The organism is Polaribacter sp. HA6-7 (genome assembly GCF_055693625.1).
Genome location: NZ_CM146338.1, coordinates 1,555,696 through 1,578,299, shown reverse-complemented (window position 1 = coordinate 1,578,299; position 22,604 = coordinate 1,555,696). Strand labels below are relative to the sequence as shown.

At 27.4% G+C, this 22,604-nt stretch carries 26 protein-coding genes and 3 pseudogenes; 19 read left to right on the top strand and 10 right to left on the bottom strand.

The window, feature by feature from the left end; genetic code table 11:
• Positions 1–48: 48 nt before the first annotated feature.
• The 16 genes from ACZ1HD_RS08735 (at position 49) to ACZ1HD_RS08660 (ending at position 10,304) form a co-directional block, all read left to right on the top strand.
• A complete protein-coding gene (locus tag ACZ1HD_RS08735) occupies positions 49–537 on the top strand; it encodes a hypothetical protein (protein ID WP_472689223.1) in 489 nt (162 codons plus the stop codon).
• Between the two features lie 9 nt (positions 538–546).
• A complete protein-coding gene (locus tag ACZ1HD_RS08730; protein ID WP_472689222.1) occupies positions 547–1,242 on the top strand; it encodes a glycosyltransferase family 4 protein in 696 nt (231 codons plus the stop codon).
• A gap of 40 nt (positions 1,243–1,282) precedes the next feature.
• Positions 1,283–1,429, top strand: coding sequence for a hypothetical protein (locus tag ACZ1HD_RS08725; RefSeq protein ID WP_472689221.1), 147 nt, complete (start codon positions 1,283–1,285; stop codon positions 1,427–1,429).
• 9 nt (positions 1,430–1,438) lie between these two features.
• Positions 1,439–1,693 carry a glycosyltransferase gene (locus tag ACZ1HD_RS08720; RefSeq protein WP_472689220.1) on the top strand — a complete coding sequence of 85 codons (255 nt, stop codon included), beginning with the start codon at positions 1,439–1,441 and terminating at the stop codon, positions 1,691–1,693.
• A gap of 23 nt (positions 1,694–1,716) precedes the next feature.
• Entirely contained in the window at positions 1,717–2,766 is a 1,050-nt protein-coding gene (locus tag ACZ1HD_RS08715; protein WP_472689219.1) for a glycosyltransferase, read from the top strand.
• A gap of 66 nt (positions 2,767–2,832) precedes the next feature.
• On the top strand, positions 2,833–3,069 hold the full coding sequence (locus tag ACZ1HD_RS08710; RefSeq protein WP_472689218.1) for a hypothetical protein: 237 nt from the start codon (positions 2,833–2,835) through the stop codon (positions 3,067–3,069).
• 68 nt (positions 3,070–3,137) lie between these two features.
• Positions 3,138–3,911 carry a glycosyltransferase gene (locus tag ACZ1HD_RS08705; protein ID WP_472689217.1) on the top strand — a complete coding sequence of 258 codons (774 nt, stop codon included), beginning with the start codon at positions 3,138–3,140 and terminating at the stop codon, positions 3,909–3,911.
• A gap of 2 nt (positions 3,912–3,913) precedes the next feature.
• The gene (locus ACZ1HD_RS08700) at positions 3,914–4,582 is read left to right on the top strand and encodes a hypothetical protein (protein WP_472689216.1); all 669 of its coding nucleotides are present in this window, start codon (positions 3,914–3,916) and stop codon (positions 4,580–4,582) included.
• The gene (locus tag ACZ1HD_RS08695; protein ID WP_472689215.1) at positions 4,494–5,243 is read left to right on the top strand and encodes an O-antigen ligase family protein; all 750 of its coding nucleotides are present in this window, start codon (positions 4,494–4,496) and stop codon (positions 5,241–5,243) included. The genes ACZ1HD_RS08700 and ACZ1HD_RS08695 overlap by 89 nt, the downstream gene beginning before the upstream one ends.
• Positions 5,227–6,246 (top strand): glycosyltransferase family 4 protein, encoded by a 1,020-nt coding sequence (locus tag ACZ1HD_RS08690; RefSeq protein ID WP_472689214.1) that lies wholly within the window; start codon positions 5,227–5,229, stop codon positions 6,244–6,246. The genes ACZ1HD_RS08695 and ACZ1HD_RS08690 overlap by 17 nt, the downstream gene beginning before the upstream one ends.
• On the top strand, positions 6,225–7,175 hold the full coding sequence (locus ACZ1HD_RS08685) for a phenylacetate--CoA ligase family protein (protein WP_472689213.1): 951 nt from the start codon (positions 6,225–6,227) through the stop codon (positions 7,173–7,175). The genes ACZ1HD_RS08690 and ACZ1HD_RS08685 overlap by 22 nt, the downstream gene beginning before the upstream one ends.
• 141 nt (positions 7,176–7,316) lie before the next feature.
• Entirely contained in the window at positions 7,317–7,640 is a 324-nt protein-coding gene (locus ACZ1HD_RS08680; protein WP_472689212.1) for a hypothetical protein, read from the top strand.
• On the top strand, positions 7,633–7,890 hold the full coding sequence (locus ACZ1HD_RS08675; RefSeq protein WP_472689211.1) for a hypothetical protein: 258 nt from the start codon (positions 7,633–7,635) through the stop codon (positions 7,888–7,890). The genes ACZ1HD_RS08680 and ACZ1HD_RS08675 overlap by 8 nt, the downstream gene beginning before the upstream one ends.
• A 35-nt stretch (positions 7,891–7,925) precedes the next feature.
• Positions 7,926–8,714 carry a glycosyltransferase family 4 protein gene (locus tag ACZ1HD_RS08670; RefSeq protein WP_472689210.1) on the top strand — a complete coding sequence of 263 codons (789 nt, stop codon included), beginning with the start codon at positions 7,926–7,928 and terminating at the stop codon, positions 8,712–8,714.
• A gap of 592 nt (positions 8,715–9,306) precedes the next feature.
• A complete protein-coding gene (locus ACZ1HD_RS08665) occupies positions 9,307–10,083 on the top strand; it encodes a sugar transferase (RefSeq protein WP_472689209.1) in 777 nt (258 codons plus the stop codon).
• A 5-nt stretch (positions 10,084–10,088) separates the two neighbouring features.
• Entirely contained in the window at positions 10,089–10,304 is a 216-nt protein-coding gene (locus tag ACZ1HD_RS08660) for a sugar transferase (protein WP_472689208.1), read from the top strand.
• Here ACZ1HD_RS08660 and ACZ1HD_RS08655 read toward each other — a convergent pair.
• The 4 genes and pseudogenes from ACZ1HD_RS08655 to ACZ1HD_RS08640 all read right to left on the bottom strand — a co-directional run bounded on the left by ACZ1HD_RS08655 (position 10,284) and on the right by ACZ1HD_RS08640 (position 13,595).
• On the bottom strand, positions 10,284–10,931 hold the full coding sequence (locus ACZ1HD_RS08655) for a hypothetical protein (RefSeq protein WP_472689207.1): 648 nt from the start codon (positions 10,929–10,931) through the stop codon (positions 10,284–10,286). The two genes, ACZ1HD_RS08660 and ACZ1HD_RS08655, sit on opposite strands and share 21 nt — an antisense overlap.
• A 59-nt stretch (positions 10,932–10,990) precedes the next feature.
• Complete coding sequence (locus ACZ1HD_RS08650; protein ID WP_472689206.1) at positions 10,991–11,464, bottom strand: lipoprotein N-acyltransferase Lnb domain-containing protein; 474 nt, start codon at positions 11,462–11,464, stop codon at positions 10,991–10,993.
• A 6-nt stretch (positions 11,465–11,470) separates the two neighbouring features.
• Positions 11,471–12,497 (bottom strand): annotated as a pseudogene (locus tag ACZ1HD_RS08645) (putative type IX sorting system protein PorV2).
• 468 nt (positions 12,498–12,965) lie between these two features.
• Positions 12,966–13,595: a YheT family hydrolase gene (locus tag ACZ1HD_RS08640; RefSeq protein ID WP_472689205.1), complete on the bottom strand. Its 630-nt coding sequence runs from the start codon at positions 13,593–13,595 to the stop codon at positions 12,966–12,968.
• Positions 13,596–13,701: 106 nt separating this feature from the next.
• Between ACZ1HD_RS08640 and ACZ1HD_RS08635 the strand changes: the two genes are divergently transcribed.
• Positions 13,702–14,442 carry a CDP-alcohol phosphatidyltransferase family protein gene (locus ACZ1HD_RS08635; RefSeq protein ID WP_472689204.1) on the top strand — a complete coding sequence of 247 codons (741 nt, stop codon included), beginning with the start codon at positions 13,702–13,704 and terminating at the stop codon, positions 14,440–14,442.
• A gap of 54 nt (positions 14,443–14,496) precedes the next feature.
• On the opposite strand, the pseudogene lptB reads toward ACZ1HD_RS08635, so the two are convergent.
• From lptB to ACZ1HD_RS08615, 4 genes and pseudogenes are all read right to left on the bottom strand, one after another.
• Positions 14,497–15,235 (bottom strand): annotated as a pseudogene (gene lptB, locus ACZ1HD_RS08630) (LPS export ABC transporter ATP-binding protein).
• Positions 15,236–15,312: 77 nt separating this feature from the next.
• Positions 15,313–15,618, bottom strand: a complete 306-nt coding sequence (locus ACZ1HD_RS08625; protein WP_472689314.1) for a carboxymuconolactone decarboxylase family protein — start codon at positions 15,616–15,618, stop codon at positions 15,313–15,315.
• Between the two features lie 30 nt (positions 15,619–15,648).
• A pseudogene (gene tatC / locus ACZ1HD_RS08620) lies at positions 15,649–16,460 on the bottom strand (twin-arginine translocase subunit TatC); the annotation flags it as partial.
• A complete protein-coding gene (locus ACZ1HD_RS08615; RefSeq protein WP_472689203.1) occupies positions 16,460–17,428 on the bottom strand; it encodes a KpsF/GutQ family sugar-phosphate isomerase in 969 nt (322 codons plus the stop codon). The pseudogene tatC and the gene ACZ1HD_RS08615, both read right to left, overlap by 1 nt.
• A 137-nt stretch (positions 17,429–17,565) precedes the next feature.
• On the opposite strand from ACZ1HD_RS08615, the gene ACZ1HD_RS08610 reads away from it, so the two are divergent.
• The gene (locus tag ACZ1HD_RS08610) at positions 17,566–19,749 is read left to right on the top strand and encodes an ATP-dependent DNA helicase RecQ (RefSeq protein WP_079738894.1); all 2,184 of its coding nucleotides are present in this window, start codon (positions 17,566–17,568) and stop codon (positions 19,747–19,749) included.
• Between the two features lie 64 nt (positions 19,750–19,813).
• On the opposite strand, the gene ACZ1HD_RS08605 is transcribed toward ACZ1HD_RS08610, so the two are convergent.
• Complete coding sequence (locus tag ACZ1HD_RS08605) at positions 19,814–20,491, bottom strand: ZIP family metal transporter (protein WP_472689202.1); 678 nt, start codon at positions 20,489–20,491, stop codon at positions 19,814–19,816.
• The gene (locus ACZ1HD_RS08600) at positions 20,488–21,213 is read right to left on the bottom strand and encodes a class I SAM-dependent DNA methyltransferase (protein ID WP_472689201.1); all 726 of its coding nucleotides are present in this window, start codon (positions 21,211–21,213) and stop codon (positions 20,488–20,490) included. The genes ACZ1HD_RS08605 and ACZ1HD_RS08600 overlap by 4 nt, the downstream gene beginning before the upstream one ends.
• A gap of 187 nt (positions 21,214–21,400) precedes the next feature.
• On the opposite strand from ACZ1HD_RS08600, the gene ACZ1HD_RS08595 reads away from it, so the two are divergent.
• Entirely contained in the window at positions 21,401–22,582 is a 1,182-nt protein-coding gene (locus ACZ1HD_RS08595) for a THUMP domain-containing class I SAM-dependent RNA methyltransferase (RefSeq protein WP_472689200.1), read from the top strand.
• Positions 22,583–22,604: the final 22 nt, after the last annotated feature.

Sequence of the window (22,604 nt, the reverse complement as noted above, 5' to 3'; positions counted from 1 at the left end):
GATAAAAACAGAAGACCTCAAATTCTTTTTAGAAGATGCCCTGTTGATATGTCTGATAGATTTGATATTGTGTTAAAAAAATATAAAGATTTTGTTTTTTCTATAGATCCAGATTGGAAAACTGGTAAAGTAAATGGTGATTCTTTTGCCACTATTTATCCAACTATAAATGATAATAGATTATTGGTTAATACAGTAAAACATTCTGACTTAGTTATAAACTTAGGAAGCACTATGGCACATGATTTTGCAGTTTTAAATAAGCCTTGCTTGTATTTAAATTACAATCCAGTAAAAGATTCTATCTTTAAGGTAGAAGATGTATTTAATTTCGAACATTTTAAAAGTTTGAAGGATATAAATGCTGTAGGTTGGATTAATAATAAAAAAGATATTAGCACTAAGATTATTCAGGCTATAAACAACCCTGAAAGTATTGGTGAAGACAGGAAGTTATGGATGAAAAGAATTGTTTTACACCCTTTAAAAGATAATGCAACTTTGTTAGCAAACACTATAATTTCAGAAATACATTAAAATTAAAAGATGCATATTTGTTTTATAGCTAGTGAGTATCCTTTACCAAACAAATCTTTTGGAGGAATTGGTACATTTTTACTTACTTATTGCGATCTATTAGTTAAAAGTGGATATAGAGTTTCTATTGTAGGTGTTATAAAAGAAACAGAAATACAGACAGAAATAAACGGTGTACATATTTATTATAAAAAAAGATCTACAATAAAAGGTTTATCCTGGCTTAAAAACTCTAAAACAACTGGTAGAATTATAAAACAGGTTCATCAAAAAAATAAAATAGATATTATAGAATCACAAGAAGCGGGTTTGGCTTTTGTAAAAATTCCTAAAGAAATCCGTAAAGTTGTTAGAATGCATGGAGGTCATCATTTTTTTCATAGTTTCGAAAATAAAAAGTTAAGTTTTAAAAAATCTATTCTAGAGAAAATAACATTTAATAAAACAGATGCGGTAATTGCAACATCAGATTTTGTAAAAAAACAAACTTCTAAATTTTTAGACTTTTCAAATAAAGAAAATATAACAATAAACAACCCAATTCCCACAGAACAATTTTATCCAGCAGACAAAAGTAAAGTTATAAAAGGCGCAATTGTTTTTGCGGGCACAGTATGTGAAAAAAAGGGTATAAGACAGTTGTGTTTGGCCTTACCCAAAATAAGGGAAATGTTTCCGAGAGGTTCATCTTTATATTTATGGTAGAGATTGGTTTTTTTCTGATGGGACATTATACAAAAATTGGATGTTGAATCAATTTTCGGACGAAATAAAACATCATATTACTTTTAGAAAACCTGTTCCTTATAAAGAATTGCCAAAAGTTTACGAGTTTGGTGAAATTTGTTGTTTTCCCTCTCATATGGAAGTGCAAGGTCTAGTGGCTCCGTAAGCAATGTGCATGGAAAAAGTAGTAGTCTTTACAGAATATGGTCCTGGACCTGAAACCATAGATGATGGAATTAATGGGTTTTTATGTAAACCATTAGAAATTGATAGTATCTCTAAAACTATTATTAAAGCTTTGAATAATAGAAAAAATAATAGATTCATAGAAATTGCTGCAAGAGAAAAAGTATTAAAAAAGTTTGCACCAGATAATATTTTAAATAAAAATTGTACTTTTTACAACTACTTATTAAAAAAAGTTTATTAAAATTAACTTTTAAAATTTAAATATTGAAATTTGCCATAATAACACATGCAGTTCATAAAAAAGTAAATAATACTTTATTCGCTTACGAACCTTATGTTCGCGAAATGAATTTATGGTCTAAATATGTTGAAAAGGTAAAAATTATTTCACCAATTTCCTTTGAAAATATATCTACTATTGAAGAAAAGTACCAACATAAAGAAGTTTCATTTTTAAAAATCCCAAGTTTTAATATTGTTACTTTTTCAAATATGGTAAAATCTATTTTTGTAATTCCAGTAATCCTTTTTAGAATATTAAAAGTAATGATATGGGCAGATCACATTCATTTAAGATGTCCTGGAAATATTGGATTATTAGGTTGTTTTGTACAAATTTTATTTCCTAGTAAACCTAAAACAGTGAAATATGCAGGTAACTGGGATCCTAGGAGTATACAACCATTTAGTTATCGTTTACAGAAAAAAATAATATCGAATACGTTTTTAACTAGAAATTGTAAAGTATTAGTGTATGGGGAATGGAAAAATCAATCAAAAAATATTGTGCCTTTTTTTACTGCTTCATATTACAATAATGAATTAGAGGAAATACCAAAAAAGAACTTAAATTCTTTAATCAAGTTTATTTTTGTTGGAACTTTTTCTGAAGGAAAACAGCCTTTGCTAAGTGTTAAAACGATAGCGTTGTTAAAATCTAAAAAACACAATGTACAATTAGATATGTATGGTAATGGGGTTGAGTTTAATAAAGTAAAAAAATACATTAGGGATAATAATTTGTCTGATTTTGTTATTTTACATGGAAATCAACCAAAAGAAAAAATTAAAAAAGCTTACCAAAAAGCTCATTTCTTATTATTTATATCAAAATCTGAAGGTTGGCCTAAGGTAGTTGCGGAAGCTATGTTTTGGAGGTGTTTACCCATATCATCTGATGTTTCTTGTGTGCGCAGTATGTTGGATATTGGAAAAAGAGGTGTCGTTTTAAATGCAAATGCCACAATTTCTGAAATTTATGAAATTGTTGGTCATTTTATGAAAAATCCGAAGATTATCAAAAAAAGGCATTAAAAGCTCAAGAATGGTCTCAAACATATACTTTAGATAAATTTGAGTTACAAATAAAGAAACTTTTAAATGATTAGTAAAAAAGGCGTAATACAACTTGTAGATTCTTTAGAAATAGGAGGAGCAGAAGTTTTAGCCGTAAATATAACTAATGGTTTATCTAAATACCTTACAGACTCTCATATTTGTGCTACAAGAGCAGAAGGATATTTAAAAAATAGTATTTTAAATCCTACTAATTATTTATTTTTAAATCGAAAAAAACTATTGATTTTAAATCTTTTATTAGATTCAAAAAATACTTAAAAGATAATAAGATCAATATAATTCATGCCCATGGAACATCTTCATTTTTTGCTTTCTGTATAAAATTAATGTATCCGAAAATTAAAATAATATGGCACAACCATTATGGAAATAATGTAAATTTAACCGGTGTTAATTTATTAGCTTTAAAAATTCAATCTTATTTTTTTAGCTGTATTATACATGTAAATGAAGATTTAAAAAAATGGTCTCAGAAAAAATTATATTGTAGAGAAAATTATTACTTAAAAAACTTTCCGATTTTTAGTAATTTGAATAAAGAGACTAATTTACAAGGCTTAAACGGTAAAAGAATAACTCATATAGCTGGTTTTAGAGCAGAGAAAGACCATGAAACTTTACTAAGAGCGTTTTCTTTATTTATTGTAAATAATAAAAATTGGAGTTTACATTTAATTGGGAAATTACATAAAGGCGCATATTCAGATAAAATTCTAAACCTAATAAATACATTAAATTTAAAGGATAAAGTGTTTACTTATAATTCTTGTTTTGATATTAAAAATATTCTAGAACAAACAGACATAGCTGTTTTAACTTCTAAATCAGAAGGTTTACCTATTTCTCTGCTAGAATATGGTTTGTCAAAAACAGCAGTTATAGTTACAAATGTTGGTGAATGTTCAAATGTAATACAAAACGAATATTCTGGTTATGTTGTAGAAAAAGAAAACCCTAAATTATTATCTGAGAAACTAGATTTATTGGCAAATTCTAAATCTAAAAGAATTATTTTTGCCGAAAGAAATTTTAAAAATATTTCAGACAATTATTCTCAAAGTTTATTTTTAAAAAGACTTTTAGAGGTTTATAAAAGTTAAATTTGATAGAAAAAATACTAAATAACAAATTATTATTTATAGGAATCCATATTGCATTTGGATTCTTAGGGACTTTACCTTTACTTCCGAAACTTTACGGTTCCCTAGTTATTATAATTCCTGTATTGCTTATTTATCTTTCACAAAATAAAAATGAAGAAGCTTTTATATTAGCAGCTTATATTACAGGTGCTGAGGTTTTTATACGAATGACAAAAGGTTTTATATTATATGAAACAGGAAAATATGGTGTCATTTTATTTTTAGTGCTCGGAATTTTATTTGGAAAGTACAAACAAGTTTTTTCTTTACAATACATTTTTTATATTTTACTACTTTTACTGGGTATTGTATTTACACAAGTACCAGGAGGAGAATCGATAAGAAAAGCAATTATTTTTAATTTAGGAGGTCCAATAGGCTTGGGTATTGCTGCTATTTATTTTTATAAGAGACCTATTAAAAAGCAGGAATTTTTAAATGCACTTTTTTTTATGTTGTTACCTTTATTTTCCATGTTGACTTATATGTATTTTAAAACCCCTGATTTAAAAGAAATTGTTTTTCATTCTGAAGCAAATTTTGCAACATCTCGGCGGTTTTGGACCAAACCAAGTTGCTACTGCAATAGGTTTAGGAATGTTTGTATTGTTAGTTTTTATTGCATCTAAAACAAAGCTTTCGGGTTTTTTATTTCTAGACGCAGTTTTCCTTATTTATTTTTCATATCGTGGTCTTTTAACATTTTCTCGAGGCGGTATACTCGTGGCAACGGTATCTATAATTTTATTTTTGTTTTTTTATAGTTTATATAAAAAAGTTTCTATAAAAATACTTACAAAATATATTTTTATAGGAGGTTTTTTCTTAGTAGCAATATGGCTATATACTTCCAATATCACTGGAGGAATGTTAGATAATAGATATGCTGGTAGAAACAAAATAGGTGTAAAAGAAGACATTACCAGCGGTAGATTAGATATTATACAAGTGCAGTTTGATAATTTCTTAGAATATCCTTTGGGTATTGGTGTTGGGAATGGTAAATATGAAAGACAAAAAAGTATTGGAAAAGTAACAGGAGCTTCGCATAACGAAGTAGGAAGGTTGTTAGAAGAACACGGTATAATTGGTTTTTTCATATTAATTATGCTGTTAACAGTTCCGATATTTAATTTTCTTAGAGGAGATTATTTTCAGAAAGCCTTTATCATTTCATTTTATGTAATTTGGTTTTTAACTATAAATCATTCTGCAATGCGTATTGCAATTCCTGGCTTTATTTATGCATTAAGTCTTATTAGAATTACAGATTATGAAGAAGAAATATAAATCCATTCTATATATTGGTAACAATTTAACCAAAAAATCCAAGTACAATTCTACTTTAACAGTCTTATCTAATTTATTCAGAAAAGAAGGTTTTACCGTTTACATTTCTTCAGACAAAACCAATAAATTCCTAAGACTAATATCAATGCTATTTTCTATTGTAAAATATAGAAATAAAGTAGCATATATATTAATTGACACGTTTAGTACTACAAATTTTTATTATGCTTTTTTAACAGCTCAATTAGCCAGGTTTTTTAAAATTAAATATATACCTATTTTACATGGAGGTAATTTGCCTTATAGAATTTCTAAATCTGTAAGAATGTCGAATTTATTATTTAAAAATTCTTTTGTAAACGTAGCACCATCCAATTATTTAAAAACTGAATTTGAAAGAAAGGGATATATTGTAAAATTTATCCCTAACATTTTAGAAATAGAAAATTATCCCTTTAAAAAAAGAGCAGATTTAAAACCAACATTACTGTGGGTTAGAGCATTTAAAGAAATTTATAATCCTACAATGGCAATAGAAGTATTGTTTTTATTAAAAAAAGAATACCCAAATGCAAAATTATTTATGGTTGGTCCTTTTGTAGATAGTTCTTATGAAAAATGTCAAAAATTAGTTGAAAAATATCAACTACAAGGAGCTGTAGAATTTACAGGAGTTTTGCCTAAAGAAGAATGGCACAAAAAATCTAAAGAATTTGATGTTTTTATAAATACTACAAATTTTGACAATACACCTATAAGTGTTATGGAAGCAATGGCATTGGGTTTGCCTGTTGTAACTACAAATGTTGGCGGAATTTCTTATTTATTAGAAAACAATACAGATGCGCTCTTAGTAGCAAAAAACAATGCTAAGGAGATGGTAAATGCAATTAAAAATGTAGTAGATGGAAAACATAAAGCATTGCCACTAAAGGCCGGACAAAAAGTAGAGAAATTTGATAGTCCTATTGTTATGAACCAGTGGAAAGAAATTTTAAATTAATGCGTTTCTTATCTAAAATATATAGTTTTTTACCATACCAAATTCAAAACATTGGAATTAGTATTTATGGTTATTACTGGAAAAATAGAAGATTAGGTAAAGAGTTTAAAAAAGAATTACTTTTATTCAAGAAAAGAGAAAGTTTTACTTTCAAGGAATGGGAAATTTATCAAGAAACGGAATTAAGAAAATTATTAATTCATGCTTTTAAAAATGTTCCATTTTACAAAGAAAAATATGCTAAAGCAGGTTTTTGTTTAAATGATTTTAAGCATTTTAAACTAGCTGACTTGCATAAATTACCGTTTTTAGAAAAAGAAGAATTAAGAAAGTATGGAACAACATTACTTTTATCAAAAAAGAAAGAAAAAGGGAAATTTTATTACAGTAGTGGCAGTACAGGAACGCCAGTAAGTATTTACTTTTCAAAAAAAACACATCAAAAATGGTTTGCAGCATATGAAAGTAGAGTATTAAATTGGGCAGGAGTTTCTATAAAAAATGCTAGAGGAATGATTGGTGGTAGAAAAATTATACACAAAACAAATGTAAAACCACCTTACTACAGGTTTAATCAAGCAGAAAAACAAACTTATTTTTCTGCTTATCATATTCATGAAAAATCGGTTAAAAATTATGTTGAAGGCATTGTAAATCATAAAGTAGAGTTTATGGTTGGCTATGCAATGAGTAATTATTTTTTGGCAAAACTAATTGCAGATAAAAAAATTAAAGTACCTAAATTAAAAGCTGTAATTACTTCTAGTGAAAAATTAACAAAAGAAATGAGAACTACTTTTACAAAAGCCTACAATTGTAAAACTTACGATTCTTACAGTGGTATGGAAGCATGTGGTTTAATTTCAGAAAACGTTTTTGGAGATTTTCTTTTTAGTCCGAGATACAGGCGTTTTAGAATTAATAAATGAAAATGGTAAAAAGGTTGCTAATGGAGAAGAAGGAGAAGTAGTTTTAACAGGTTTGTTAAACTTTGATCAACCATTAATTAGATATAGAATTGGAGATAGCGCTACAAAGAAAAAAATCAACAAACAAAATCTGGTTTGCAAATGCCATCAATTTTAGAGATAAATGGTAGAGTAGAGGATGTTATTATTGGTAAAGATGGTAAACAAATAGTTAGATTTCATAGTTTGTTTTTAGATATTACAGGTTTAATAGTGGGCCAAATTGTACAGGAAAATCTCAATGTATTTGTTATTAATTTAACAGTTGATAATAGTTATTCACAAAAATCTGAATCCACAATTCTACAAAGGTTAAATGATATTTTAGGTGAAAATAATACTATAGATTTTAAATATTTACAGGAAATTCCTAAAAATAAAAATGGTAAATTTAGAGCAGTAATAAATAATATAAAGAATGTCTAAAACAATTTGGATAATAAATCAAACAGCAGGTAATTTAGATTCTGGTTGGGGAGAAAGGCATTATTTTCTTAGCAAATATTGGGTAAAGAAAGGATATAAGGTTAAAATTATCTCTGGTTCTTACAACCATCTATTTATAAATCAACCTAAAACTTTAAACAAATGGTTTACCAAGGAAACTATAGAAAATAATATTGAGTTTTGTTGGGTAAAAGTACCCGTTTATAAAAATACAGGTTTTAAAAAATAATTAGCAACTTTGTATATACATTTCGTTTGTTTTTTTTGACAACTAAAATTTTAGAAAAACCAGATGTTATTTTGGTTTCTTCAATGCCAATTTTTCCTATTTTAAATGGTGTTTTTTTTAAGAAAAAGTTTAAAGCTAAAAAACTAATTTTTGAAATTAGAGATCTTTGGCCATTAACGCCAATGTATTTAAAAGGTTATTCTAAAAGACATCCTTTTATCATATTTTTAAGTTTTTTTGAAAAATATGCTTATAATAAATCAGACGAAATCGTTTCTGTTTTGCCAAATACTTCTACTTACATTAATTCTCTAATTAAAGTAAATAAAAAAGTACATTACATACCTAATGGAATCGATGAAAACCTACTTAAAAATGAAAAATTAGATAAAGAAGTACTAAATTTAATTCCAAAAGATAAATTTATTATTGGTTATGCTGGTACAATAGGATTGGCAAATGCAATGGAGTTTTTTGTTGAAGCTTCTATCTCTATTAAAAATAGTAGTATTCATTTTATTATAGTTGGAGACGGCTATTTAAAAGAATCTTTGCAAAAGAAAGTAATAAAGTCCACAAATATTACTTTTATAGAAAAAATTAATAAAGCTAAAGTGCAACATTTGATAAGTTTTTTTGATGTTTGTTACATTAGTAGATATAAATCTAAATTATACCATTATGGTGTTTCTTACAATAAATATTTTGATTACATGCTAGCTAAAAAACCAATTTTAGAATCATCAGAATTTATTAGAGATCAGGTAGAGTTGTCTCGGCTGTGGTATTATTGTAAAACCAGAATCAACAAAAGAAATTATTGAAGGAATTACAAAACTTTACGAGATGAGTTCAGCAGAAAGAACTATTTTAGGCGAAAAAGGGTATGATTTCATGAAAAAATATCACAACTTTTATTTTCTAAGTAATTTGTATGAAAAAATATTTTAAAGGGAACATAGCAATTTTTTTAATTACTCTATTTTTGTTTCCAATTTAAATCTCTAAAAGCTAAACAAACTTATTATCCATTTGATGCCTCAAAAAAACTACTTTAACCTTTCTGAGAGAAAAATATTTTTAAAAATTATAGATTTGTTTTTTTTAATTTCAGGTCTTTATGCTTCTTTTTTGTTTTTTGAGTTTAACTATTTTAATTTTAATAGTAGTGCCAGTTTAGGTTGGGTTTTTCTGTTATTTGTTTACTTTTTACTATTTGGAGAAATTTTTCAACTCTTTAATTTAAATATTTCTAACAATAGATATTTGGTCGTTAGAAGTGTAGTAGTAACCACGTTTGCTACTGTAATATTTTATATTTTCACACCTTATATTTCTCCGTAATTACCTACCAATCGTTTACAAATTATTTACTTTTTCTTAGCCATAACAATACCTGTTATAATTTGGAGATTTTTGTACGTATCTTTTATTTTTTCCCCAAAACATTTTAAAACCATCGTTTTTGTAGGTAAAAAAGAGCGTATCGAAAATATTGTAAGACATGTGTACAATGACAATTTACATAATTTAATTGCTTATTATACTAATGAAGAAATAGAAGGTGTAGAAGGTTATAAAAATATAGCAACTGCTAATATCATAGACGAGTTAACAGGTTTGCCCGTAAACGAATTAATCATTGCTAAAGAAGGATTAGATATCAAATATGTAAATAAACTAAACAAAGAATTAATTTTATTGTTTAAAAAAGGAATAAATATTGTTGGTTTGTCTAGTTTTTATGAAGAAGTTACGTCTAGAGTGCCAAAAGATTTTTTAGACACTAATTTTTATGAATATTTAAATTTCAGTAAAAATAATACCAATAGATTCTACTTGTTTGGTTTGCGTTTTGTAGACATTTTTGTGTCTACTATAGGACTTCTTGTTTTTTTATTAATTGCTCCGCTTTTAATTATAGGAAACTTAGTTGGTAATAGAGGTTCCTTGTTCTACACACAAATTAGGGTAGGTCAAAATGGCAACCTTTTTAAAATATTTAAACTCCGTTCTATGGTGAAAAATGCCGAAAAAAATGGAGCAGTTTGGGCGCAAAAAAATGATAGTAGAATTACAGCTTTTGGTAAGTTTTTAAGGAATACGCGTTTAGATGAAGTACCACAGTTCTTAAATGTTTTAAAAGGTGATATGAGTATTATTGGACCAAGACCGGAAAGACCGAATTTGTAAAAGATTTGGAAGAACAAATACCTTTTTATGCTATTAGACATGTAGTTAGACCAGGTTTAACAGGTTGGGCACAAGTAAATTATCCTTATGCAAATACTATAGAAGAACAAGAAATAAAACTTAGATACGACTTGTATTATATAAAAGAAAGAAGTGCTTTTCTTGATTTTAAAATCTTAATTAAAACCATTACAACAATCTTATTTTACAGAGGGCAATAAGTTTTTTAGTAAATAGAAATATCTAATATTTAATAATATTAAAATCGGAATTAAAGTTACAGGAAAGCTCTGTAAACCTAATATCCATAATAACGGAATTAGATTCAATAAAACTATTGCTACTTTTAAATAATTTTTCACCCAAAGTTTTACCGATTTTCTTAATAATAAAAATGCAATAATAATATTAGGGATAAATGCCCATAATACATTAAAATTATTTGGAGCAGTTGTGTGCGAAGAAAATAACCATAGATAGGTTAAAATTAAACCAATTAAACCGGTTATAAAGAAGATTAAAAAATCTAAAACTTTTGATCTTTTATTATTTTTAATATTCTTAACAGTTATAAATAAAACTATAATTAAAAGAGCAGAAAAAATAAAAATCGGACTTACAATAAAGTTATTATTTTGAACTTCTTTATAATTTAATAAAACATCTTCGCGCTTAACAAAGTCTACAGTTCTTTCGTTTCTTTTAATTTTTGCATTCTTAGATATTTTGTATAAATAATCAGGTAAATAGGTGTAAGCTATTTGATTTCTTTCTTTATCTAAGATAGTACCAGCAATTAAATTAATTCCAAAGTTACCCCAAGTATTCCAGGTGATTTCTTTGTTCATTAATTGTCTTAATGTTTTATTATTTTCTATCTCATTACTTTCTAAAATTAAATTTTCTTTTAAAACTTCAAGAGAAATATCTTTAAGTTTGGATGCACAATTATTAAAAAAGGATCGTATAAATACGTCGCATTTTCCTTTAGAGCATTTTTTTCTAAATATAAAAAGACTTGCTGTTTTTCTGATGTATTTAAATTTAAAACCTGTTGTTTTAACCAACGCTTATCTTTCATGTAACTATTAAAAAAATAGACAAAATCATATTTAGCCAATAGGTAGTACATTTTACCGTGAGCAAAATTTAATAGAAAATTAGGTTTATCAAAATCAAATATTCCATAGTTATAAATAACATCTAAATTTAAAGAAGGGTCTTTAATTCTAATTGCAGAATGACCAAATTTCTCATATAACTCTTTACCAGGACCTGCAGTAACAATAGATATTTCTGAGAAAGTAGATAATTTCTGAGCATGATTAATTTTAAATAATAATAAAAAGATAGGAAGAACTATATGTAGTTTTTTTATCATAATATATTAAGGTCTAAGTAAATTATAATCTATGGTAATAGAAAAAATATTAGAATACAAAGCGTTTCCGACACTACCAATATTAGTTAAAGCATAATCAACTTGAATTCCTTTATAATTAAATCCAACACCAAAATTTGGTTGTGTGTTTAAAGATTTAGAGCCATCAAATTCTGTTTGATATTGAAAATTACCAACACCAGCTCTTAAATAAACAATATTTTCATAATCTAATTGCAACCCAATTGCCGGATCTATACTTCCTGCATCCGAAGAGAAGATATCATTTGTTCTAGCAAAACGTACATTTAAATCTACTTCTGTTTGTAAATTAAAAAATCGGCCAATTTTAAAATCTCTCGGCAACACCTAGTTGTAGTTTTGGTTTTGTAATTTCTGTACTTTGTGGTAATTCTTGATTTTGACCAGGAATTGCATCTCTAATTTTTTCAAATTCTTCTTCATTTATAGCCCAACTATTAAAAGTTGTAGTTATATCTCTAGCCATTAAACCAAATTTCCAATTATTTCTTTCAAATTGAAGACCAATATCAAAACCAAATCCCCAAGAAGAAGCAAAATCGCCAATTGTTCTTCTTACAATTTTTGCATTAACACCTAACTTAACATCTTTAAAAATTAAGTTTCTAGCATAAGCTAGATTAAGCGCATAGTCTGCCGCAGAAAATAAACTAATTCTGTTAAAATCTATGTTTCCGTCGCTATCAATTAACTGTGTCGTATTTAAAATATCATCTACACCAAATCGAATAACAGAAACTCCTAAAGCACTTTCTTTATCTATAGGCATTGCAAAAGCCGCATGGTTATAGTTTGCAATTCCTGCAAAATATGAGGCATACATTAAAGAACCTTGATAATCTTCGATGCCAACTAAACCTGCAGGATTCCAGTAAGTTGCATTTACGTTATTTGTAGTAGCTACAACAGCTTTACTTTTACCTAAAGCAGCAGCATCTACACCAATATTTAAAAATTCATTAGAGTAATTTCTAAATGCCTGCGCGTTTATTAATAAAGTTAAGAATAAGAAAAAAGTAAAATTCTATATTTCAAATGACATAATTTTTTCTGTAACAAATATCTTAAATCCTATTAAAATAACATTAATTTTAGTAAGATATTGTTTCATAAAATTATATTTGAATTTTTTCTTCGATAAAAGAAGCTATTTTGGTTTCTAGCCAATTATTTTCTTCTGTTTTAAAGGAACTCATAAAACCACAATGACCACCAAATTCTCGAATTTCTAAATAAAAATTACGCGATTTAATCGCTTCTTTTCTTGGGTAACATTCTGCAGATAAGAAAGTATCATCTTTCGCATTTAAAAGTAAAGTTGGTCTATCTATTTTAGATAGATAAGGTTTAGAGCTCGCTTTTTCCCAATAATCTTCTGGATTTTTAAAGCCAAAAACAGGTACCGTATATAAATATTCTAAATGTTTAAACTTTGTTGCTTTTTTTAAGCGTTCTTTATCTAATTGAAACTCGGAAATTTATTCGCTTTATCTAAAATTTTACTTTTTAAAGTCTTAAAAAATACTTCTACATATAATCTATTTTTGAATTTGTCTAATTCTTTTTCTGCAGAAGTAATATCAATTGGTACAGAAACAGCAATTCCTCCTTTAACAATGTTAGATAGTTTATCCTGATACTCTCCTAAATACTTTAAAGTTAAATTTCCGCCCAAACTAAAACCTATAATTACTATTGAATCGTAATTATAGTTGGTATTAATATGTTTAATTACAAAATCTACATCTTCGGTTTTACCACTATGATAAGTGTCTAAAAGTAAATTGTCTTCACCACTACAACTTCTTAAATTTAACGAAACAGTATCTAAACCTTTACTATTTAAATGATTTACAGAAGAAATAATATATTTTGATTGAGAACTTCCTTCTAAACCATGAATTAACAATACCAAATTTTTAGAACCAACTTTAGAAAAATCTAAATCGATAAAATCATTATCCCAGGTAGAAATTCTTTTACGAGAATAAGTACAAGTTTCCTTAGAAAATAAAGGACGATAAATTGTATTAAAATGTCCGTTTTTAAAAGGTAAAGTAGGAGAGAAGTCCGATTTTAATATTGGCATTCGTAATGATTTGTATGATAATTTTTAAAAATACATAAAATATTGATAGTTTTAGAAAATTACCAAATTAGGATTTATTATTTTAGCCCTCTAATCAAATTTTATAATGAAAAAACACATTCCTAACTTACTAACATTAGGTAATTTATTTTGCGGAACAATTGCAACCATTTTAGCTGTTAATAATAACTTTGTATCTGCAGGTTTGTTCGTGGTTTTAGGTATCTTTTTTGATTTTTTTGATGGTTTTGCTGCTCGATTATTAAACGTTTCGCGAGAATTGGGAAAACAATTAGATTCTTTAGCAGATATGGTAACTAGTGGTGTTGTGCCAGGAATTATAATGTTTAAGTTGATTTCAGGAGAAAAAGGTACATCTTTTTTTAATCATTTTACAGAAACTTCTTCTTTTGAAGGTATGCATTTAAATGTAGTTTCTTTAATTGGTTTAATACTCACTTTAGGCGCATGCTACAGATTAGCAAAATTTAATATTGATACAAGACAATCTGAATCTTTTATAGGATTACCAACACCTGCAATGAGTTTATTTGTAATTTCATTACCATTAATTTTAGAATATTCAGATCTAGAATTTGTAAATGATCTTATTAGAAATAATTATTTCTTAATAACGATTACACTTTTATTAACCTATTTAATGAATGCAGAACTACCTTTGTTTTCTTTGAAATTTAAAAATTATGCAATCAAAAATAATATCGTTAAATATTTATTTTTATTAATATCAATTATAATGATTATCAGTTTACAATATTTATCGATTCCTTTAATAATAACAATTTATGTATTATTATCGCTCATATCAAATTCTAAAAAAGCGTAAATAAAAAAAGCATCAATTTTAAATTGATGCTTTTTTTGTAGAATAAGGTTTGTCTTAAAATACTTTACGTTTTTTAAGCTCAAAATCTTTACCTAAATATACTTTTCTTACCATTTCATCAGCAGCAAGTTCTTCTCGGTGTACCTTCTTTAAGAATACTTCCGTTGTACATTAAATACGTTTTATCTGTAATAGCTAAAGTTGCTTGTACATCATGATCTGTAATTAAAATACCAATATTTCTGTCTTTTAAATGCGCTACAATACTTTGTATATCTTCTACAGCAATAGGATCTACACCTGCAAAAGGTTCATCTAAAAGAATAAAGTTAGGGTCTGAAGCTAAACATCGAGCAATTTCTGTTCTTCTTCTTTCTCCACCGGATAATAAATCACCTCTGTTTTTACGAACATGACCAATATTAAATTCTTCTATTAAAGATTCTAATTTTATCTTTTGTTCTTTTTTAGAACGTCCTGTAAATTGTAAAACAGACATAATGTTGTCTTCTACAGAAAGTTTTCTAAAAACAGAAGCTTCTTGTGCTAAATATCCAATCCCTTTTTGCGCACGTTTGTACATGGCATCTTGGGTTATTTCTTCATCATTTAAAAATATTTTACCAGCATTTGGTTTAATCATACCAACAATCATGTAAAAAGAAGTAGTTTTACCAGCACCGTTTGGTCCTAATAAACCTATAATTTCTCCTTGTTGTACTTCTAAAGAAATACCTTTTACAACTTTTCTACTTCCGTAGATTTTCTGAATGTTATCTGCTCTTAAAATCATATTTTAAATATGTAGGTTTTGGGTTTGTTAAAAGTAGTAAAAAACTACTTTGTTATTCTTAAAGGTATCTTAAACAGTTACTCTTTTTCATCTAACATTTCCCAATATTCTACTGCTTTTCTTAAATGAGGTATAACAATTGTACCACCAACTAAGTTGGCAATAGACATTGTTTCCATCATTTCTTCTGTTGTTACTCCGCTTTCTTTAGCCGATTCTAAATGATATTGAATACAATCATCACATCTTAAAACTGCAGAAGCAACTAAACCTAATAGTTCTTTTGTTTTTACTGGTAAATGCCCTTCTTTAAAAGCATTTGTATCTAAATTAAAAATTCTTTTAATTACTTTATTATCAGAATCTAAAATTTTCTTGTTCATTTTAGAACGGTAGTCGTTAAATTCTTGGACTTTTTGTGCATCTTTTAATTGTTTTTTGATCACCATTTTTGAAACTTTGATACTTATTTCATATAAAATAAGTATCGGAATTGCTACAATAACTTGACTAGCAATATCTCGGAGGCGTAATAATAGCTGCTAATATTAGTACAACTACTAACGCATGTTTTCTGTATTTTTTAAAAATTCGGAGTTACCAATCCTATTTTAGTTAAAAAATAAATTAGAACAGGTAATTCGAATAAAATTGAAATTCCTAATAACATATTAGTTACCAAACCAATATGAGAATCCATTGTAAAATTATTCTGAATTAAGTCTGTAATTTGATAATTGTACAAGAAATGAATTGAAATAGGCGCAATTACATAAAAGCTAAATGCGATTCCGCAGAAAAATAAAAAAGAAGCTATAAAAATAAACCCTCTCGAATTTTTAATTTCTCTTTCTGTTAATCCTGGTGCAATAAAACGCCATAATTCCCATAATAAATAAGGAAAAGCAAGTATTATTCCTAAAATTAATGAAGACCAAATAGCATTCATTAATTGTTGTGTTGGTTTTAAACTGATTAAATTATCATTAAATTTTACGTTACAAAAAGTACTATCTAATCCTAAGAAATTAAAAAAGTCACAAAAAACCTGATAGGTTATAAAATCTGGTTTTCTATGCGCTAGTAAAAAGTATTCGTAGACTTCTTTCTGAAAAATGAATAATAAAATTCCGATAATAAATATTGCTGATGCACTTCTTACCAAATGCCACCTTAATTCTTCTAAATGTCCTAGAAAAGACATTTCTTTTTGTTCTTCTGCCATTAGAAAATTCCTTCTTTAATTAAATCATGTAAATGTACAACACCAACATATTCATTTTTATCGTTTATTACTAAAATTTGAGTAATACTATTGTTTTCTAACTTATCTAAAGCCTCGATAGCCATTGCGTTTTCTAAGACAGTTTTTGGGTTTTTACCCATAATGTCTTTTGCCGTAAAATGGTTTATGTCTGTTGTTTTGCTAAGCATTCTTCTAATATCGCCATCAGTAATAATACCTACCAACGTTTCGTTTTCTAAAACAGCTGTAACACCTAATCTTTTTTCTGATATTTCTACAATAACTTTTGCAATAGAATCTGTGCTATTCACTTTAGGAACCTGATTATTTGCAATTAAGTCAGAAACTCTTAGGTATAAACGTTTACCCAAAGCACCTCCTGGATGATATTTAGCAAAATCTTTGCTAGAAAAACCTCTTAAATCTTGCAAGCACATAGCTAATGCATCTCCCATAACTAATTGTGCTGTTGTGCTAGTTGTTGGCGCCAAATTATTTGTACAAGCTTCTTTTTCTACAAAAGTATTTAAAGGGAAATCGGCATTTTTACCTAAAAAGGAATCAACGTTACCTGTTATAGCAATAATTTTATTACCATAATTTTTAATTAACGGAACCAATACTTTAATTTCTCGAGTATTACCACTTTTAGACATACAAATAACTACATCATTTTCTTGTACGTTTCCTAAATCTCCATGAATTGCATCTGCTGCATGCATAAATATTGCAGGTGTACCTGTAGAGTTAAAAGTTGCTACAATTTTGTTTGCAATATTTGCGCTTTTGCCAATTCCTGTAATTATGACCCTTCCGTTTGCATTTAATATAAAATTAACGGCATTTTCGAAGTTATCATCTAATAAATTTGCTAAATTCGCAATTGCACTACTTTCCAATAAGATAGTTTCTTTTGCGGTTTGTAGTATTGGATTAATTTTTTTCAATAGTTTTGTATTTTATTAAAACAAAAAAAGTTATATCTTTAGATATAAGAAACAGGCAAATTTACTACAAAAAATAGTTTCATCAAACTATATAAAGGTTTGTATTTTGTTTTTAACGTTAAACGAATATTTTATAAATGGATTTACATAGCCCTCTAAAAAAGTTCTTTGGATTCAATAAATTTAAAGGCTTACAAGAGCAAGTTGTTAATAGTATTGTAAATGGTAATAATACTTTTGTTATTATGCCAACAGGAGGTGGTAAATCTCTATGTTATCAGCTACCTGCATTAATGCAAGAAGGTACAGCAATTGTAGTTTCTCCGTTAATTGCTTTAATGAAAAATCAAGTAGATGCCATTAGAGGTATTTCAGAAAATAATGGTGTTGCCCATGTATTAAATTCTTCTCTTAACAAAACAGAAATTGCAAAAGTTAAAGAAGATATTTCTAACGGAGTTACAAAACTTTTATACGTAGCACCAGAATCTTTAATTAAAGAAGAATATGTTTTATTCTTAAGAACTCAAAAAATTTCTTTTGTAGCAATAGACGAAGCGCATTGTATTTCTGAATGGGGACATGATTTTAGACCTGAATACAGAAATTTAAAACACATAATTAAAGCTATAGATAATGTACCTGTTATTTGTTTAACTGCTACAGCTACAGAAAAAGTACAAGAAGACATTTTAAAAACTTTGGGTATAACAGATGCCAATAGATTTAAAGCTTCTTTTAATAGACCAAACTTGTTTTACGAGGTTAGGCCAAAAACCAAAGAAGTAGAAAAAGATATCATTCGTTTTGTTAAACAAAGAATTGGCAAATCCGGTATTATATATTGTTTAAGTAGAAAAAAGGTAGAAGAAGTAGCTCAAATATTACAAGTTAATGGTTTAAATGCTGTTCCTTATCATGCTGGTTTAGATGCAAAAACAAGAGCAAAACATCAAGATATGTTTTTGATGGAAGATTGTGATATTGTGGTTGCTACCATAGCTTTTGGAATGGGAATTGACAAGCCAGATGTTCGATTTGTTATACACCACGATATTCCTAAAAGTTTAGAAAGCTATTATCAAGAAACTGGTAGAGCAGGTAGAGATGATGGCGAAGGTTATTGTTTGGCCTTTTATTCTTATAAAGACATAGAAAAGTTAGAAAAATTTATGTCTAGTAAACCTGTAGCAGAACAAGAAATTGGTCATGCTTTGTTACAAGAAGTTGTAGGTTATGCCGAAACTTCTATGAATAGACGTAAATATTTATTACATTATTTTGGTGAAGATTTTGATGAAATAAACGGTGAAGGAGCCGATATGGATGATAATTCTAGAAATCCGAAGAAAAAACACGAAGCAAAAGAAGATGTAATTAAACTATTATCAGTTGTTAAAAATACAATGCAAAAATATAAATCTAAAGAAGTTGTAAATACTTTAATAGGTAAAGAAAATGCATTGTTAACTTCTCATAAAACACATTTACAACCATTTTTTGGAATTGGTAAAGAGAAAAAAGCAGCTTATTGGATGGCTTTGGTTAGACAAGTTTTAGTTGTAAACTTTATAAAAAAAGAAATAGAACAATACGGAGTCGTAAAATTAACTAAAGAAGGAGAAAGTTTTTTAGAAAAACCAGTTTCTTTTATGATGACAGAAGATCATTCATATTCTGAAGAAAATGACAATACAATAATTACAAATGCTAAATCTGCTGGCGCTGCAACAGATGCTACATTGGTTAAACTCTTGAAAGATTTACGTAAAAAAGTAGCTAATAAACAAGGTGTTCCTCCGTTTGCTGTTTTTCAAGATCCGTCATTAGATGACATGGCTCTAAAATATCCTATTAATTTAGAAGAGCTTTCTACAGTTCATGGAGTAGGAGAAGGTAAAGCAAGAAAATTTGGTAAAGAATTTGTAGCATTAATTTCTAATTATGTTACAGAAAATGAAATTTTAAGACCAGACGATTTAATAGTAAAAAGTACCGGTACAAATTCAGGAATAAAGTTATACATCATTCAGAATACAGATAGAAAACTTCCTTTAGAAGATATTTCGAAATCGAAAGGTTTAGAAATGACAGAACTAATCAAAGAAATGGAAGCAATTATTTTTTCTGGTACAAAGCTAGATATTAATTATGCTTTGGATGATGTTCTAGATGAAGACCAACAAGAAGAAATCTATGATTATTTCATGGAAGCAGAAACTGATAAAATACAAGAAGCTTTAGATGAATTTGATGGTGACTATGATGAGGATGAATTACGTTTAATGCGTATAAAATTTATAAATGAAGTAGGTAATTAACCAACTTTATTACACTATTTTAAAGTCTATTTTTAAGAATTAATTTCTTTGAAATAGGCTTTTTTTATAGCGTAAAAATAGTAAGTAAGATTCCTAAAAGAATTGCTGTAAACTTTTGTATATTAAATTTATGATTTTCTGAACTTTCAAATAGAATAATAGTTGAAATGTGTAAGAAAATTCCGATTATTAAAGCGATAATTTCCGCATAATAATCCGTGAAAAAACCAATTTTATTTCCTATTAAAACTCCCAACGGACTCATTAATCCGAAGAAAAAGAGAAACCCAAAAATAGTTTTTTTACTGTACTTTGTATTTACTAAAAAGGTAGTAAGTACAATGGCAATTGGTACTTTATGCACTACAATTGCCCATAACAAATTATCATCAGAATGATTTATAGGCAAACCTTCGGAAAATGCATGTAAACATAAACTTAAAAATAATAAGGTGGGAAACTTTTTGCCGTCTGTATGAATGTGAATATGACCATGTTCTGCTCCTTTAGAAAAAGATTCTAAAATCGATTGTAAAATTATTCCAAAAAGAATAATAATTCCTATTTTTTTAGGATCTGTAGTCGTTTCATAAACTTCTGGCAACAAATGTAATATAGTTACAGAAAGCAAGTAAGAACCACTAAAAGCTAACAATAATCGAACTATTTTGGTACTTGGTTTTATTACAAAAACTAATAAAGAACCAATTAAAACAGAAGATATTAATAAGATGTTTATCATTTAGCTACAATAATTAATCTATTAGAATTATTAGCATCAAAATTATTTAAACTATAATCACCAAAAGTTTCAATAATTGTAAAACCAACAGCGTCTAAATAAGAAGTCATTTTTTCTAAATCTAAAAATTTTACTCTTTCTGTATAAGCGTGATTTTTACCATCAGCAACAAAAGAAATATGTTTTAAGATAAACCCGTTAACGATTTCTCTTTTAATATCAAAAGTAATACCTTCTACTGTTTTAGTTTCTTGTGTAACTAAATTGGCTTTTACTTTATTTGCGTTTAAAAAATCAAAAACAAAAAGGCCATTTTTAGTTAACGCACTTTTAATGTTTTTAAGAATTAAAATGTCTTGTTTATCATCATCAAAATAGCCAAAACTTGTAAAAAGATTAAAAATAGCGTTATATGTATCGTCTAAATTAACACGCATATCGTGTACTTTAAAACTTAACGTATCATTTTCGAACTTTTTTGCGTACTTAATACTGTTTTCAGATAAATCTGCTCCGGTTACATTATAGCCTAAAGAATTTAAATATACAGAATGCCTTCCTTTACCACAGGGCATATCTAAAACAGTACTTTTCTTATCAATATTTAAATAAGTAGTAATATTTTTAATAAATAGTTGTGCTTCAGAGTTATTTCTATCCTTGTAAAGAATGTGGTAATACTTTGTATTAAACCAATCTGTAAACCAATCTTTTGTTTTCATAAGTGCTTTGAGTCTGTAAAAGTAACTAAAACTTACATTCTGTAAAATGAAATTTTAACAAAGTATTTTAAATTAATATTAAAAGCTTAATAGTCTATTGTATAATTTAATTATTAATTTAAAACTTCCGTATTCTAATAACATCATTCTAACAATTAAATGTATTTTTGCATACAATTTTACAAGTATGAATAGAGATTTTAAAATGACAGCAACAACACTTTTTGGTTTAGAAGGTGTGTTGGCAGACGAACTTAAAAAATTAGGAGCACAAGATGTTAAAGAAGCAGTAAGAAGTGTTTCTTTTAGAGGAGATACAGGTTTTATGTACAAAGCTAATATCGCTCTAAGAACGGCTGTTAGAATTTTAAAGCCAATAAAAACTTGTAAAATTTATGATGAAGAAGATTTATATGAAGCTATTCAAAAAATAAAATGGGAAAACTATTTAGATGCCGATGGTACTTTTGCAATTGGTGCTGTAGTAAATTCTAAAAATTTTACATCGAACTCTCATTATATTTCTTTAAAATCTAAAGATGCAATTGCAGATTATTTTCGTCATAAATATCATAAAAGACCAAATGTAGATTTAAAATACCCAGATGTTAAAGTACATGTTCACATTCAGAAAGATTGGTTAACGGTTTCTTTAGATTCATCCGGAGATTCTTTACATAAAAGAGGTTATAGAACCGCTACTAACATTGCACCAATTAATGAAGTTTTAGCAGCCGGAATGGTATTATTATCTGGTTATACAGGTGATGAGAACTTTATTGATCCGATGTGTGGTTCTGGTACAATTTTAATAGAAGCAGCAATGATTGCCAATAATATTCCGGCAAATATTAACAGAAAACTCTTTGCTTTTGAACATTGGAAAGATTATGATGAAGATTTGTACTTTACCATTCAAGATGCATTGTTAAAGAAAATTAGAAGTTCTCACTTTAAAATAATGGGCTTCGATAAAGCGCCATCTGCAGTTCAAAAAGCAAAAGCAAATATAGAAAGTGCAAATTTAGATGAGTTTATAGGTGTACATCATGTAAACTTTTTTAATTCAACAAAAGAAGTTTTTGGTAACACAACAATTCTATTCAATCCGCCATATGGCGAAAGATTAAACATCGATACAGAAGAGTTTTACAAAAAAATTGGTGACACTTTAAAACACAATTATCCTGGTTCTACGGCTTGGTTAATCACATCAGATACAGATGCTCTAAAATGTGTAGGTTTAAGAACCTCTAAGAGAATTGCTCTTAAAAACGGAGATTTAGATTGTAAATTTGTGAAATACGAATTGTACGAAGGAACCCGTAAATTTAAAGAACGTAAACAAGAAGACACTTCTGAAAATTAATTTTTAGAAGCTATTTCCTGCT